This is a genomic window from Nocardia transvalensis NBRC 15921 (assembly GCF_000308875.1).
Taxonomy (GTDB): Bacteria; Actinomycetota; Actinomycetes; order Mycobacteriales; family Mycobacteriaceae; genus Nocardia; species Nocardia transvalensis.
This window is the reverse complement of the sequence record NZ_BAGL01000014.1, coordinates 56,616-70,299: the sequence shown is the minus strand read 5'-3', so window position 1 is coordinate 70,299 and position 13,684 is coordinate 56,616. Positions and strand designations below refer to the sequence as shown.

Sequence of the window (13,684 nt, the reverse complement as noted above, 5' to 3'; positions counted from 1 at the left end):
CGCATGCGACCCCTGGAAACCAAGATCGGGCAGACTGTTGCGGATGCCGACGCGACCGCGTGGCGCACAACGCCTTTCATCCTCAAGCAGAGGACTCTTCTCCGGATCGCCTTGGTCGGCCTGGGACGTCAAGCACTGGAAGACCACCTGCCGGGGCTATCGACCACAGATGGCGTCGAGCTGGTTGCCATCTGCGACGAGAACCCGGAAGCCCTCCGGGAGTTGCAATCTCGTCACTATGTCCCCGGTTACAGGAATTTTCGGCAGATGTTCGATTCGGAACAGCTCGACCTCGTGGTCGTGTGCGTTCCGCACGATATCGGGCGGGCTGTAATCGAAGCCGCAGCGGAGCGACACGTTCACGTGCTGAAGGAGAAACCCTTCGCGATCACCTTATCGGAGGCGAAAGGGCTGGCGGCGATCTGTGAGGAGGCCGGAATCCAGCTCATGGTGACTCTCCAGCGACGGTTCAACCCGATCTACACCAGCTTCACGCAATTGGCAGACCAAATCGGCACACCCTTCGCCATAGACGCCCGCTACACACTGCACGTGGATGATCCATCCGACGGCTGGCGTGGCAGCACCGCAACCGCCGGCGGCGGTTGTGTCATCGATATGGGGTATCATCTGGTCGACCTGATCTTGTGGTATTTCGGTCTGCCCGACCGGATTACCGCGGATCTTTCCGTGGGCGCGCGACCCGACCGGACCTACGATGCCGAGGACACGGCACTGATCCATTTCGCGTACGACAGCGGCCTCTACGGCTCACTGCTGCTCTCACGATTCATCGGCCCGAAAACCGAGGAAATCCGTCTCATCGGCAGCAAGGGCATCGTGCATCTGGAACGCGGTCGGCTTCGACGCCTCACCAACAGTGGCGAAGTCGTCGAGTCACTGATCCGCGAACAGGGGTGGCCTTCGGCCGCCGCGAGCCAGATCGACTACTTCCGGCACGTCATCGACGGAAGGAGACCGAATCTCAGTGGGCCACAAGAGAACCTGGCGCATATGAGCTTCGTTGCCGCCTGCTACGAGTCCGCCCGCACACGCACAACGATCGACCCCAAGGAGCTTCTGTGAGTTCATCTCTGGCCCTGCTGGGCGGAAAACCGATGATCGCTGACAACGGACCACATTTCAGCTGGCCTCCGATCACCGGCAGCACAGCCGAAGCCGTGCTCGACCAATTGAACGAGGGGGTCTCGATCTACGATCGATCGGGTATCGTGGCTCGGCTCGAGGACGCGCTGCGAGGCTACTTCGGTACGCGTTACGCGGTGCTGACCGGTTCGGGCACAGCTGCGTTGTACTCGATGTACGCCGCCTGCGGGATCGGCCCGGACGACGAGGTCATCGTACCGGCCTACACCTTCTTCGCCACTGTGACACCGCTCCTGCATCTCGGTGCCGTTCCGGTTCTGGCAGACTGCGACACCAACGGCAACTTGGACCCCCATGACATCCCCCGGCGAATTACGGAGAACACCAAAGCAATTGTCGTACAACATATGTGGGGAAATCCCGCTCAGATCGGAAGCTTGCGGAGCCTGGCCGAGGTGTACGGTCTGCAGCTTCTCGAGGACGCCTCACATGCGCACGGTGCGATGATCGGAAACCAGAGGATCGGCACCTTCGGCCGGGCCTCCGCGTTCAGCATGAACGGCCCGAAACCACTCTCCGCAGGTGAAGGTGGCTTCATCCTCACCGATGACGAACAGGTGTACTACCGGATCCTTTTGCACGGCCAGTACAACAAGCGATGTCGCGAAGAAATACCCGTCAGCTTCAGCCTGAGCCGCTACAGCGTCACCGGCATGGGCCTGAAGCACCGGATCCATCCGATGGGCGCGGCGCTCGCGCTGGAACAACTCGGTCGACTGGACGAGTATCTGGAAGGACGAGCGAATATCGCCGAACGGATCTGTGCAGGGCTCGAAGACCTGGACGGAATTGTCATGCCGCACCGCGATACCGGGATTCGATCGTCATGGTATGGCCTAATTATTCGGAACGAGGAACAAGAACTCGGGGTCCCTCCTGAACGACTCTATGAAGCGCTCAAGGCCGAGGGCTGCATCGAGGTGGATCGTCCCGGTTCCACTTGCCCGCTCAATCTCCTGCCGCTGTTTCAGGAACCTGGGCCGCTGTTCCCGCAGTACGAACGTACGTTGAACTACCGACCAGGAGACTTTCCACAGGCGGAACACGTCCATCGCACGACATTCAAACTGCCGGTCTGGCATCGGGACCAGGACCTCCCAATCGCCATGCGCTACGTCGACGCCTTCCGCAAGGTAATCCATCACGTCGATGAGCTGAAAGGATGAGGACCATGGATCCAGCCCTGATCGATCGACTTACCGCGGAAGCGGCGAACGACGGCATACAGCAACTCGTTGTGGGCGCAGTCGTCCGGCACTGCGGCAAAGTTCTACTGCTGCAACGTCCCGAAGACGATTTCATGGGCGGTATCTGGGAGTTGCCCAGCGGCAAGGTCGAGGCCGGGGAAACACTCGACCGAGCCTTGATCCGGGAAGTCACCGAAGAAACAGGGCTCGATGTCACCGTCGTGGGTGCCTACCTCGGCAGCTTCGACTACCGGTCCGGCAGCGGGAAGCCATCCCGTCAGTTCAACTTCGCTGTCGATGTCGACGCGCCCGAGCCGGTACAGCTTCAAGAACACGATGCTTACGCCTGGACCGCACTCACCGACGACCCGCCCGTCACCGATGCCGTGCGGCAGATACTTCACGCTTATCAGGTGACGCAAGCCGAACGCAGGTAGCTCCATCCGCTTTTCCGAGAATCGTGATGCGCCAGTGGGTTCGGCGTTCGATTCGCCCGGCACCCGGTGCGGCAGCCGTCGGAGCCGCGGATTAGGGTCGGGGTGTCTCTCGAAGTTTCGTCTCGGAGGTTGTGCAGATGGCCCGGATTCCCACGTCCCTGCTCGCGGCCGGTGGACTTGCCGGTGGTTTCGCGCTCGCGCAGGCGACCAAGCGGCGGCAGCTCGGCGGGGTTGTTTTCGCGGCGGCGACGGCGGCGGCGCTGCCGCGGTGGCGGCGGGCCGTGGGGACCGGCGGGGCCGCGGCACTGACCGGGCTGTCGGTCGGGGCGCTGGGCGCCTCGCATCCGCTGGCGAAGAAGATCGGCCCGTGGCCGTCGGTGGCGGCCGTGTCGGGGGCGGTCGCCCTGGCCACATGGGCCACGGTGGACCGCCGGGCCTGAACCCGCGCCGGACCCCACAGTGCACGTCAACCCGGCCGCGTTCACCATCTTGTGTTTCGGTGATTCGAACACCTTCGGTCAGCGTCCCGATCGCAATGGGCGATGGCCGGCCGACGTGCGCTGGACCGGTCGGCTACAGCTTCTTCTGGGTGACGACTACTCGATAATCGAGGAAGGGCTCGGCGGGCGCACGACCGACTTGGATGATCCTGAGCGTTCGGATCGCAACGGCCGGGCCTACTTTCAGCCGTGCCTGCGCAGTCACTCGCCGCTGGACATGGTGGTCGTCATGCTGGGGACCAACGATCTCAAATCCAGGTTCGATCGAGAACCGGAGGATATAGCTACCGCGCTGAACGGCTATGTGGACAACATCGAGCACACGGCCTGGACCCGCGCTGGCGGAGTGCCCCGGGTCCTCTTGGTCAGCCCTGTTCATGTCGATCCCGCCAAGCCCGCGTTCGCCTACAGCAGCTGGGACTACGACGCCGACTCCGTGCGTAAATCATGCGAACTCGGTGCGGCGATTCGCCGCGTCGCCGAGAAGCGCAAGGCCGTCAGCCCCGGGAATCGGTTGTGTAGACGTGGAAGTCGCTGAGCAACCGCTCTTCCTGTAGCAGCGAGGCGCGGGCCTCGCGGCCGTGCGACTTCGCCACACCGGCGGTGAGCGCCTGGACGAGGGCGGTGAAGGCCGTCATCGAGCGCAGGACCGAGGGGCCGGCGGCGTCGACGTAGAAGCATTCGTCCGCGGAATTCGCCAGAGGGGATCCCGGGTTGTCGGTCAGGGCGACGACGTGTGCGCCCACCGACTTCGCCCAGGCCGCGCCGCGGACCGTATCGGCCATGTAGCGGTGAATGGATATGGCCACGAAGCAATCTCCCTCGCGGACCCGGCGCAGGTCGTCGGTGAGCGCACCGGCCGTCGCGGTCACCAGCGCCACATCCTCGCGGACCATGCCCAGCAGGTAGGCCAGGAGATAGGCCGGCGCGTGACATTTCCGCAGGCCCATCACGTGCACACGCGGTGCGTCGGTCAGGTGTGACACCGCGGAATCCCAGGTGGGATCGTCGATCCGCGCGAAGGTGCGGGCGATGTTCGCCTGATCGAACCCGAGGGTGCGGTTCAGCAACCCGCCCCCGTCGTCGGGGAGCCGGTCGAGGGTGTCGAACCGGCGCAGCAGCTGCGCCTGCTCCTGCAACCGCTCCCGGCACAGCCGGGACAGCCCCGGATATCCCTTGAGCCCCAGCGCATTCGCGAAGCGGACGACGGTCGCCTCGTTCACACCGACCGCCGCGGCGAGCTCGGACACCGTCATGAACGCCACGGACTCCGGATCGGCCGTCACCCGCTCCGCCAGTTTGCGGTGCGCCTGCGACAGCGACTCGTGCCGCGTTCTCAGCTCGGCGACCAGTTCGTCGAACGTCTGTGGCCCGGTGCTGGCTGGTTGATCCGTCACGTGGACATTCTCCCTCGCGGTCCGTACCCGCACCCTACACCGTGCTGTAATCAGATTTGCATCTCAGATCATTTCTGCAAATCTACTTGCATTCCTCGCTCCGAGCCTGTTAGCTACCTCACACGGACCTCCGATCACGACTGGACTCGCCATGACAACGACATCGCTGACCGATACCGACACCTCCCCCGAGCCCCCGCTGATCTCGATGCGCGGGGTGACCAAGACCTTCGGCCCCACCACCGTGCTACGGAATATCGACCTCGATATCGCCAAGGGCGAGGTCGTGGTGGTGATCGGCCCCTCCGGCTCGGGCAAGTCGACGCTGTGCCGCACCATCAACCGGCTGGAGACAATCAGCGGCGGCACGATCACGTTCCGCGGCGACCCGTTACCGGCCTCCGGCGCGGAGCTGAAGAAGGTGCGCGCGGACATCGGCATGGTGTTCCAGTCCTTCAACCTGTTCCCGCACATGACCGTGCTGCAGAACATCACGTTCTCCCCGATCCGCATCCGCAAGCTGTCCCGCGCGGCGGCCGAGGAGAAGGCGATGGCCCTGCTGGAGCGAGTCGGCTTGGCACACAAGGCCGATGCGTATCCGCCGCGCCTGTCCGGCGGTCAGCAGCAGCGGGTGGCGATCGCCCGCGGGCTGGCCATGGAGCCGGAGGTCATGCTCTTCGATGAGCCGACCAGCGCGCTGGATCCGGAGATGGTCAGCGAGGTGCTGGACGTCATGAGATCCCTGGCGAGCGAGGGGATGACGATGGTGGTCGTCACCCACGAGATGGGATTCGCCCACGCCAGCGCCGACCGCGTGCTGTTCCTGGCCGACGGCGTGATCGCCGAGGAGGCCACGCCCCAGCAGTTCTTCACCGAGCCCCGCAGCGACCGCGCCAAGGACTTCCTCGCCCGTGTCCTGCAGCACTGAATCAGACCGCACCGCAACGTATTCCAGGACATACACCATGAGAAGACTGTCCCGCCTCGCCACGGCGCTGCTCGGCGTGGCCGCGGTAACCCTCGCCGCCGCGTGCGATTCCGGCGCGCCCTCGATCGATATCACCGACTCCGGACCGCCCGTCGACACGAACGCGTCGTTCCCCGCCGGTTCGACCATGCAGCGGTTGCACGACGCCGGAAAGATCACCATCGGAACCAAATTCGACCAGCCCCTGTTCGGCCTGAAGAATCCGGTCACCGGCCGCCCGGAGGGTTTCGACGCCGAGATGGGCAAGCTCATCGCCGCCAGGCTCGGAATACCCGCCGACCACATCGACTGGGTCGAGACGGTGTCGGCGAACCGCGAGCCGTTCGTCCAGCAGGGCCGGGTCGACGCCGTCATCGCCACCTACACCATCAACGACCAGCGCAAGGAGATCATCAACTTCGCCGGCCCGTATTACATTGCGGGACAGTCGCTCATGGTGCGCAGCGGCAATCCGGCGAAGATCGCCTCGCCCGACGACGTCGCGGGCAAGAACGTCTGCGCCGTGGAGGGCTCGGCATCCTCGTCGAATATGCGCAAACGGGTCCCGGGCGCGCATGTCGTCCTCTTCGACTCCTACAGCAAATGCGCCGAGGCGTTGAAGAACGGCCAGGTGGCGGCGATGACCACCGACAACACCATTCTCGGCGGCCTCCGCAGCCTCGACGAGGGCGCCTTCGAACTCGTCCCCGGCACCTTCACCGAGGAGCCCTACGGCATCGGAATCGCCAAGGAGCGCACGGATTTCGCGCGCTTCGTCGACGACACGCTGCGGGCCGCCTTCGCCGACGGCGCGTGGTCGGCGGCCTGGGACCGCACCGCCGGCCGGATCCTCGGACCGGCGCCCGCCCATCCGGATCTCGACAGGTACTGAGGGCCGCCATCATGCACGTACTCACCGATAATGCCGCGCTGTTGTCGAGGGCCTTCGGGACCACCCTGCTGTTGAGCGCCGGAGGCGGCGCGCTCGCCGTCGTCGTCGGACTGCTGGTCGGCGTCGCCCGGATGTCGCCGGTGCCGTTTCTGCGGCGGGCGGGCGGGGTCTATGTGGAGACCATCCGCAATACGCCGCTGACCGTGGTGTTCTTCCTGATCGTCTTCGTCCTCCCGCAGCTCGGATTCAGCATTCCGAGCTATTCCGTCTCGGCGATCGCCGCGCTCGGCTTCTACACGGCCGCCTTCGTCTCCGAGGCGGTGCGCGCGGGGGTCAATACGGTCGGCCGCGGGCAGGCCGAGGCGGCGCGGGCGCTCGGGCTCTCCTTCGCCGAGAGCATGCGATTCATCATCGTCCCGCAGGCCCTGCGCGCCGTCGTTCCGCCGCTGGCCAATGTGTGGATCGCGCTGGTGAAGAACACCTCCGTCGCCGCCGGCTTCGGGGTGCTGGAGCTGACCGCGTCCGGGCAGCGGATCAACTTCCTCGATCCGGCCGCCGTCGTCCAGGCCCTGGTGTGGATCGCGGTGGCCTATCTCGTCATCACCCTCGGATCCGCGCTCGGATTCCGCAGGCTCGAGCACCGATTGGCGGTCGCGCGATGAACACCTCCTTCCTCTACGACGAGCCGGGCCCGCGGGAACTGCGCCGGTACCGGTGGACCACGATCGCCGCCGGACTCGTCACCGCCCTGGTCGTGGCCGCCGTGCTGGCGCGGCTCGGGTCGCACGATCAGCTCGAACGCCGGCGCTGGGCGATCCTGCTGGATCCGGATACCGGTGTGCCCCAAGCGCTGTGGCACGGATACGTCGCCACCCTGAAGGCCGCGGGGCTGGCGATGATCATCGCGCTGGTGATCGGGCTGTTGCTGGCGGCCGGGCGGCTGTCGATGTACCGGCCGGTCCGGCTCGCCACCGGCACGGTGGTCGAGGGTTTCCGCGGTGTCCCGCTGTTGCTGCTCATGCTGTTCGCGGCGCTCGGGCTGCCGAGTCTGGGCGTGGAACCCAGCCTGCTGCAGATCGTGGTGCTGGCCCTGGTCGCCTACAACTCCTCGGTGCTGTGCGAGATCTTCCGCGGCGGCATCCTCGCCGTGGACCGGGGACAGACCGAGGCCGCCGAGGCGATGGGGCTGGGCCGGGGCATCGTCCTGGGCAGAGTTCTGCTGCCCCAGGCGATTCCGAATATGCTGCCGGTGTTGGTGAGCCAGATGGTGATCCTTCTCAAGGACACCTCGCTCGGTTTCATCGTCGGCTACGCCGAACTGCTGCGGCAGGGCCGCTCGCTGGTGGAGTACTACGGCAGCCAGTATTCGATGCAGCTGTACGTCGGGGTCGCGGTGATGTACATCGCCACCAACTTCGCCCTCTCGTTCGTCTCGCGCCTGCTCACCTCCCGGCAGGGCCGCGGCCCGCGCCCGAAATCCACACCCGCCGGGGATATTCCGCTCACCCCCGCACCGGCCGTCGGCGCGAGCCGCTGACCGCATTCCCGACAGGAGATCCACTTCGATGACCACAGCCACCGACGCCTCGACCGTGCTGGTGACCCGTCGCGGCAGGACCGCCGTCCTGACCCTGAACCGGCCGGACCGGCTCAACGCCGTCAGCGAGCAGCTCTACCGCGACCTCATCGCCGCCCTGGAGGCCGCCGATGACGACCCGGAGACGCGATGCGTGATCCTCACCGGCGCGGGGCGCGCGTTCTGCGTCGGCGCGGACCTGAAGGCGCACGCCACCGGCACCCACACCCCCGCCGACCGGGAGCGATACGCCCAGCTGGGGCAACAGGCGTGCCGGCGGATCCAGACCATGTCGACGCCGGTCGTGGCCGCGGTCAACGGGTACGCCCTCGGTGCGGGCGCGGAGCTGGCGGTGAGCGCGGACTTTCTGGTCATCGCCGCCGAGGCCCGCATGGGCTTCCCGGAGGTGAGTATCGGCACCTTTGTCGGCGGCGGGATCACCCACCGGCTACCGCGTCTGGTCGGGCTGCGGCGGGCGACGGATCTGCTCATCCTGGGCGAACGCTTCACCGGCGCACAGGCATACGAGTGGGGCCTCGCGCACTCGGCCGTCGCCACCGGCTCTCTACCGGATGCCGCCGCGGCGCTGGCCGATTCGCTCGCGGCCAAAGCACCGCTGGCCTTGGCCCGGATGAAAGCCGCACTGCGACGGGACGATTCGCTGGAGGCGGCCTTGGACTCCGAACCGCGGGACCTGCTGGCGCTGATGGCGACCGAGGACTGGGCCGAAGGCGTCGCGGCCTTCGCCGACCGCCGCGATCCGATCTTCCGGGGGCGGTGAACGACGTGACGACACTCACCGATGTGGAGCGGACCGCCCTGCGGCGACTGCTCGATCCCCGGTCCATCGCGATCATCGGCGCCTCGACCGATCCGGCCAAGCGCGGGTACCAGGCGATTCGCGCACTGCGAGACTCCGGATACTCCCACCCGGTCTATCCGGTCAATCCGAAGGCCACCGAGATCCTGGGGCTCGAGGTGATCGCGAGTATCGACCGGCTGCCGCCCGGCGTCGACGTCGCGCTCATCGCCGTCCCCGGCGCGGCCGTCCCTGGGGTGCTGCGGGAGTGCGGGGCCGCGGGGATCGCCGGTGCGGTGGTGCTGGCCAACGGTTTCCGGGAGATCGGCGCGGCGGGTGAAAGGCTCGAGGCCGAATTGGCCGCCGCCGTCGCCGACAGTGGCGTGCGGGTGATCGGCCCGAACACCTCGGGCATCGTCAATGTCGCGAGCGGTGCGAATCTTGTTGGTCTGCAAGATATTCCGGCGGGCCCGATCGGTGTCGTCACGCAGAGCGGGAACATGCTCCTGTCGCTGGTGAACGATGATCGCGCGGCCCGGGGGCCCGGCTTTCACGCCTATGTGGGCCTGGGGAATCAGGCCGACGTCCGGTACGACGAATGCCTGACCGAACTCGCGGGCCAGCCCGGCTGCGGCGCGGTCGCGGTCCACGCCGAGGGCCTGGCCGACGGACGCGCCTTCCTGATCGCCGCGGCCCGCGCCACGGCGGAGACCCCGGTCCTGATGCTGCGCGGCGGGCGCTCGGCGGCCGGGCAGCGAACGGCGTTGTCGCACACCGGATCCGTGGCGGGATCGGATGCGGTGGCCACGGCCGTCCTGGCACAGGCCGGGGTGGAATTGATGCGGCGTTCGGACGAACTCGCCGTCGTCGCGGGGGCCCTGGCCACCACCCCGCCCGTGCTGCCGGGCCGCCGGGTCGCCGTACTCAGCGACGGCGGCGGGCACGCGACGCTGGCCGTCGACGCGCTCACCGCGCACGGAGTCGAGCTGGCCGAACTGGACGAACAGACCCGCGCGGCGCTGCGCGAACTCCTCGGACCGGCAGCGGCCGTACACGATCCCGTCGATGTCGCGGGGGCCACCGATGCCGATCCCGGCGTCTTCGCCGCGGCCGCCGACATCTTGATGGCCGATCCCGCGGTCGGGCTGGTGCTCGTGGTCGGCCTGTTCGGCGGCTACCACCGGCGCTTCGACCCGGCTCTCGAGTGCGCCGAGAACGACACCGCGCGAGATATTCTCGCCGCCCAGCGGCGGCACGGCACGCCCCTGCTCATCCAGAGCTGCTACGCCGGTGATCCGATCGCCAACCACGACGTGCTGCGAGCGGCAGGGGTGCCGGTGATCGCCTCGATCGATCACGCGGTGCGGATCGCCGCCGCCCTCGATCGGCGTGGGAAGCGGGCCGGTAACGCCGGGCAGCGGTCGTCACTCGTCCTGCCACACCCGGCCGAGCCGGTGTCGACCGAGCCGGGCGTACTGGACGAGCCCACCGGGCGCAGGCTGCTCGCCCAGGCCGGAATCGGTTCAGGGCCATGGGCATTCGCATCGGATGTGGACGAGGTGGAGATCGCCGTGTCCGGATTCGGCGAACCGTGTGCGGTGAAAGTCGTGTCGCCGCAGGTGATTCACAAGTCGGAGGCCGGCGGTGTCCGGCTCGACGTCGTCACCGAGAACGCCGCGGCGCGGGCGCGGGAGATCACGGCCTCGGTCCGGGCGGCCGTCCCGGACGCGCGCATCGACGGGATGATCGTGGCGCCGATGGCGCCGCGCGGCGTCGAGCTGCTGATCGGCGCCACGCGCGACCCGATATTCGGGCCGGTGGTCGCGTTCGGCAGCGGCGGGGTGCTGGTGGAGGCGCTGGCCGATGTGACCTTCCGGGCCGCGCCCTTCACCGAACTCGAGGCGCACGAGATGATCGGCGAGACGATCGCGTCGCGAATGCTCGACGGGTACCGGCATCTGCCCGCCGTCGACCGCACCGAGCTCGCCCGTTTTCTCGTCCGCGTGGGCGACCTGGTCGCGGCGCATCCCGAGATCGCGGAGCTGGACCTCAATCCGGTCGTCGCCGCGGGGACGGGCATAGTGCCGGTGGACGTCCGCATCGTTATCGCACCCGAGGAGTACGACCTGTGAGCGAGCCAGTTCTGACCGAACGCACCGGCGATGTCGTCGTGTGGACCCTCAACAATCCGCAGGCGCGCAATCCGATCTCCGAGGCCGAGACCGTCGACGCGCTCGAACAGGCCGTGGCCGAGGTCAACCGGGATCCCTCGGTGCGGGTGGCCATCCTGACCGGCGCCGGGACGGCCTTCTCCTCCGGCGGCAACGTCAAGCACATGCGGGATCGGAGCGGGATGTTCGGCGGCAGCCCCGCCGAACTGCGGCAGGGATACCGCCACGGGATCCAGCGCATTCCGAAGGCCCTGTACCACTGCGAGATTCCGACGATCGCTGCCGTCAACGGGCCGGCCATCGGGGCGGGCTGCGATCTGGCCCTGATGTGCGATATGCGCATCGCCTCCCGCACCGCGACCTTCGCCGAGAGCTTCGCGAAGGTCGGCATCATTCCGGGCGACGGCGGCGCGTGGCTGCTGCCCCGCGCCGTCGGCATGGCCCGCGCCAGCGAGATGGCCTTCACCGGCGAGCCGATCGACGCGGCCACGGCTCTGGACTGGGGACTCGTCTCGGCGGTGGTCGATCCCGACGCCCTCCTCGAGGCCGCCCACCACCTGGCCGCCCGCGTCGCCGCCAACCCGCCCCACTCCCTGCGCATGACCAAGAAACTCCTCCGCGAGGGCCAGTGGCAGAGCCTCGAAAGCCTCCTCGAACTCTCCGCCGCCATGCAGGCCATCGCCCACCAAACCGCCGACCACCACGAGGCCGTCGACGCCATGCTCGCCCGCCGCCCACCCGAATTCACCGGCCACTAACCCCCACTCCCGCACCCTCTGCGCATTCCCGCACCGGTTCCAGAGCACTGAACGTAGTGCGGGAATGTGGAGGGAGTGCGGGAGCACGCAGGGGTGCGGGAGCACGCACGGGACGCGGGAACGTGCACCGGATGCCGGAACGTGCACCGGATGCCGGAACGTGCACCGGATGCCGGAGCGCGCACCGGATGCGGGAGCGCGCACCGGATGCGGGAGCGCGCACCGGATGCGGGAGCGCTCAGGGTGCGTGTCGGCCGGCTGGGTCTCGATGTCCCGCCTACGTGACGCGGGCGGGGCCCGTTACCCGAAGGGGGGCGGGGCGGCGGGTTCCAGGCGGAGGACTCGGTTGCCGAGCATGATCTCGGCGCCCTGGACCAGGGCCATGGGCTGGTTGGGGGTGAGGCGGATCCAGTCGTGGTAGCCGGGGAGGCGGGCGCGGGTGCCGTTGGTGGAGCCGCGGTCGACGACGGTGACGTCCCAGTTCACCAGGCGGATCTCGGCGTGGGCGCGGGACATGCCGCCGGAGGAGTCCTCGATCTTCAACGGCATCAGGCCACGCTGGGCGGCCTCGGAATTCTCCGGATCGCGCCCGATCACCGCGTCCGAGGTCAGCAGGAAGGTCATGCCGTCGTCGAGCACCAGCATGCCCAGCGGCGGCCGCACCACCTCCGAGGGCGGCTGAGTCTGGTCCACGGGCATACCGCACACCGTGCAGAACGCCGAACGCGGATCGCTGGGATGTGCCCGCGCGCATTTGAATCCGACCACGCGCACGCTCAGCGAGGTGGCGCGCGTGGTCGCCTCCATGCGGCGTTCCAGATCCGGGTCCACGACGGGCGACGGGTTGGTGCCGACCTCCTGCGTCGGCTGGTCGGGCTCGGTGCCCGGCGAGGCGGGCCGGCCCAGCTGCGTCTCGGCCATGCGAGGATCCACGGCCGGTTCCGGAAGCTGTTCTCGCGCATGGGAATCCGGCATTTCACCGTCCAGCCGCGAGGTGGGCGGCGGCGGCCCCTCCTCGGGCCGGTGATGGGCACCCCGGTTGGGCCGCACCCGATCTCGCGCCCGGGTCCGATCGCCCTCGAACCACACGATCGCACCGGCGGCCGGCGCCACCCCCTCGACCAGCGATCCGATGCCGCGGTCCGGGAGATCGGGGATGCGGCCGTCGTCATCGATGAACAGGGCCACCGCGCGTTCGGGCGGCGACGCCACCCGATCGACGGTGAAGGCGGCGTCCACACCGCGGTAGTGCTCGATATGCTCCCCCGCCAGCACCGCGGTCACCTCGCCGTGCAGGAAGATCGCCACTCCCCCGGTGTCCGATCGCGACAGGATTCCGAGATCGATCGGCCGGTCCGGACTGATCTGCTCCGCGTCCCGCATCAGCCAGCGGGTCGCCTCGCGGGCCACCAGCCGGCCCGGACCGCCCGGCGCGTGCTCCGCGGCCTCCCAGACCAGTTGGGCGAGCGCCTCGGCCGCCCGCATCGCCGGGGCGTCCGGGGTCACCGGCCCACGCTCCCGGTGCCCGACCACCAGCACGGCGCCGGCCACCCGGACCGCCACATGCCTTCCGGTGACAACCTCGACCTGCCGATCCATCAACGGAATCGGCCTCCGCGCCACACCACTGCGGTCGTCACCACACGCACCAGGTTAAGGCAAACGTCTCGCTCCGAACCCCCGCCCGTCCCCGATCCGGTATTTCGCCCCGCTCCGAGGGGAACGAACCGGGCGGTTACCGGGGATTACGGTCGGACGGTGGCGGTCGGGGGGCTGAAGTAGGATTCGCGAGACGTACACGGAAGGGGAGGGCGTGAAGATCGCCGGGAGACT

14 protein-coding genes are annotated in these 13,684 nt (G+C 68.0%); 12 read left to right on the top strand and 2 right to left on the bottom strand.

Annotated elements, in window-relative coordinates; translation table 11 throughout:
- Positions 1–3 precede the first annotated feature (3 nt).
- The 5 genes from ON41_RS06270 to ON41_RS40040 all read left to right on the top strand — a co-directional run bounded on the left by ON41_RS06270 (position 4) and on the right by ON41_RS40040 (position 3,829).
- Positions 4–1,086 (top strand): Gfo/Idh/MocA family protein, encoded by a 1,083-nt coding sequence (locus tag ON41_RS06270; RefSeq protein WP_083905168.1) that lies wholly within the window; start codon positions 4–6, stop codon positions 1,084–1,086.
- The gene (locus ON41_RS06265) at positions 1,083–2,333 is read left to right on the top strand and encodes a DegT/DnrJ/EryC1/StrS family aminotransferase (RefSeq protein ID WP_040745928.1); all 1,251 of its coding nucleotides are present in this window, start codon (positions 1,083–1,085) and stop codon (positions 2,331–2,333) included. Before ON41_RS06270 ends, ON41_RS06265 begins: the two co-directional genes overlap by 4 nt.
- 5 nt (positions 2,334–2,338) lie before the next feature.
- The gene (locus tag ON41_RS06260) at positions 2,339–2,791 is read left to right on the top strand and encodes an NUDIX hydrolase (RefSeq protein WP_040746001.1); all 453 of its coding nucleotides are present in this window, start codon (positions 2,339–2,341) and stop codon (positions 2,789–2,791) included.
- Positions 2,792–2,928: 137 nt separating this feature from the next.
- Positions 2,929–3,231 (top strand): hypothetical protein, encoded by a 303-nt coding sequence (locus ON41_RS06255; RefSeq protein ID WP_040746000.1) that lies wholly within the window; start codon positions 2,929–2,931, stop codon positions 3,229–3,231.
- A gap of 19 nt (positions 3,232–3,250) precedes the next feature.
- On the top strand, positions 3,251–3,829 hold the full coding sequence (locus tag ON41_RS40040; RefSeq protein WP_083905167.1) for a GDSL-type esterase/lipase family protein: 579 nt from the start codon (positions 3,251–3,253) through the stop codon (positions 3,827–3,829).
- Here ON41_RS40040 and ON41_RS06245 read toward each other — a convergent pair.
- Positions 3,789–4,688: a MurR/RpiR family transcriptional regulator gene (locus tag ON41_RS06245; protein WP_040745925.1), complete on the bottom strand. Its 900-nt coding sequence runs from the start codon at positions 4,686–4,688 to the stop codon at positions 3,789–3,791. The two genes, ON41_RS40040 and ON41_RS06245, sit on opposite strands and share 41 nt — an antisense overlap.
- Before the next feature lie 151 nt (positions 4,689–4,839).
- On the opposite strand from ON41_RS06245, the gene ON41_RS06240 reads away from it, so the two are divergent.
- From ON41_RS06240 to ON41_RS06210, 7 genes are read left to right on the top strand one after another with little or no spacing between them, the layout of a single operon-like run.
- Positions 4,840–5,616 carry an amino acid ABC transporter ATP-binding protein gene (locus tag ON41_RS06240; protein WP_040745922.1) on the top strand — a complete coding sequence of 259 codons (777 nt, stop codon included), beginning with the start codon at positions 4,840–4,842 and terminating at the stop codon, positions 5,614–5,616.
- Between the two features lie 37 nt (positions 5,617–5,653).
- On the top strand, positions 5,654–6,547 hold the full coding sequence (locus ON41_RS06235) for a glutamate ABC transporter substrate-binding protein (RefSeq protein ID WP_040745920.1): 894 nt from the start codon (positions 5,654–5,656) through the stop codon (positions 6,545–6,547).
- An 11-nt stretch (positions 6,548–6,558) separates the two neighbouring features.
- Complete coding sequence (locus ON41_RS06230) at positions 6,559–7,209, top strand: amino acid ABC transporter permease (RefSeq protein WP_040745919.1); 651 nt, start codon at positions 6,559–6,561, stop codon at positions 7,207–7,209.
- Positions 7,206–8,084: an amino acid ABC transporter permease gene (locus tag ON41_RS06225; RefSeq protein WP_040745917.1), complete on the top strand. Its 879-nt coding sequence runs from the start codon at positions 7,206–7,208 to the stop codon at positions 8,082–8,084. The genes ON41_RS06230 and ON41_RS06225 overlap by 4 nt, the downstream gene beginning before the upstream one ends.
- 28 nt (positions 8,085–8,112) lie before the next feature.
- Positions 8,113–8,904 (top strand): enoyl-CoA hydratase/isomerase family protein, encoded by a 792-nt coding sequence (locus ON41_RS06220; RefSeq protein WP_051161033.1) that lies wholly within the window; start codon positions 8,113–8,115, stop codon positions 8,902–8,904.
- Between the two features lie 5 nt (positions 8,905–8,909).
- Positions 8,910–11,054, top strand: coding sequence for an acetate--CoA ligase family protein (locus ON41_RS06215; RefSeq protein ID WP_040745997.1), 2,145 nt, complete (start codon positions 8,910–8,912; stop codon positions 11,052–11,054).
- Positions 11,051–11,851, top strand: coding sequence for a crotonase/enoyl-CoA hydratase family protein (locus ON41_RS06210; RefSeq protein WP_040745916.1), 801 nt, complete (start codon positions 11,051–11,053; stop codon positions 11,849–11,851). Before ON41_RS06215 ends, ON41_RS06210 begins: the two co-directional genes overlap by 4 nt.
- 300 nt (positions 11,852–12,151) lie before the next feature.
- On the opposite strand, the gene ON41_RS06205 is transcribed toward ON41_RS06210, so the two are convergent.
- Positions 12,152–13,450, bottom strand: a complete 1,299-nt coding sequence (locus tag ON41_RS06205; protein ID WP_040745914.1) for an FHA domain-containing protein — start codon at positions 13,448–13,450, stop codon at positions 12,152–12,154.
- Between the last annotated feature and the right edge of the window lie 234 nt (positions 13,451–13,684).

What these genes read in the sequence shown, in the direction of transcription:
- ON41_RS06270 (WP_083905168.1), top strand. Translation starts at nt 4, where the DNA reads ATGCGACCCCTGGAAACCAAGATCGGGCAGACTGTTGCGGATGCCGAC.
- ON41_RS06260 (WP_040746001.1), top strand. Translation starts at nt 2,339, where the DNA reads ATGGATCCAGCCCTGATCGATCGACTTACCGCGGAAGCGGCGAACGAC.
- ON41_RS06255 (WP_040746000.1), top strand. Translation starts at nt 2,929, where the DNA reads ATGGCCCGGATTCCCACGTCCCTGCTCGCGGCCGGTGGACTTGCCGGT.
- ON41_RS06240 (WP_040745922.1), top strand. Translation starts at nt 4,840, where the DNA reads ATGACAACGACATCGCTGACCGATACCGACACCTCCCCCGAGCCCCCG.
- ON41_RS06235 (WP_040745920.1), top strand. Translation starts at nt 5,654, where the DNA reads ATGAGAAGACTGTCCCGCCTCGCCACGGCGCTGCTCGGCGTGGCCGCG.
- ON41_RS06230 (WP_040745919.1), top strand. Translation starts at nt 6,559, where the DNA reads ATGCACGTACTCACCGATAATGCCGCGCTGTTGTCGAGGGCCTTCGGG.
- ON41_RS06225 (WP_040745917.1), top strand. Translation starts at nt 7,206, where the DNA reads ATGAACACCTCCTTCCTCTACGACGAGCCGGGCCCGCGGGAACTGCGC.
- ON41_RS06220 (WP_051161033.1), top strand. Translation starts at nt 8,113, where the DNA reads ATGACCACAGCCACCGACGCCTCGACCGTGCTGGTGACCCGTCGCGGC.
- ON41_RS06205 (WP_040745914.1), bottom strand. Translation starts at nt 13,450, where the DNA reads ATGGATCGGCAGGTCGAGGTTGTCACCGGAAGGCATGTGGCGGTCCGG.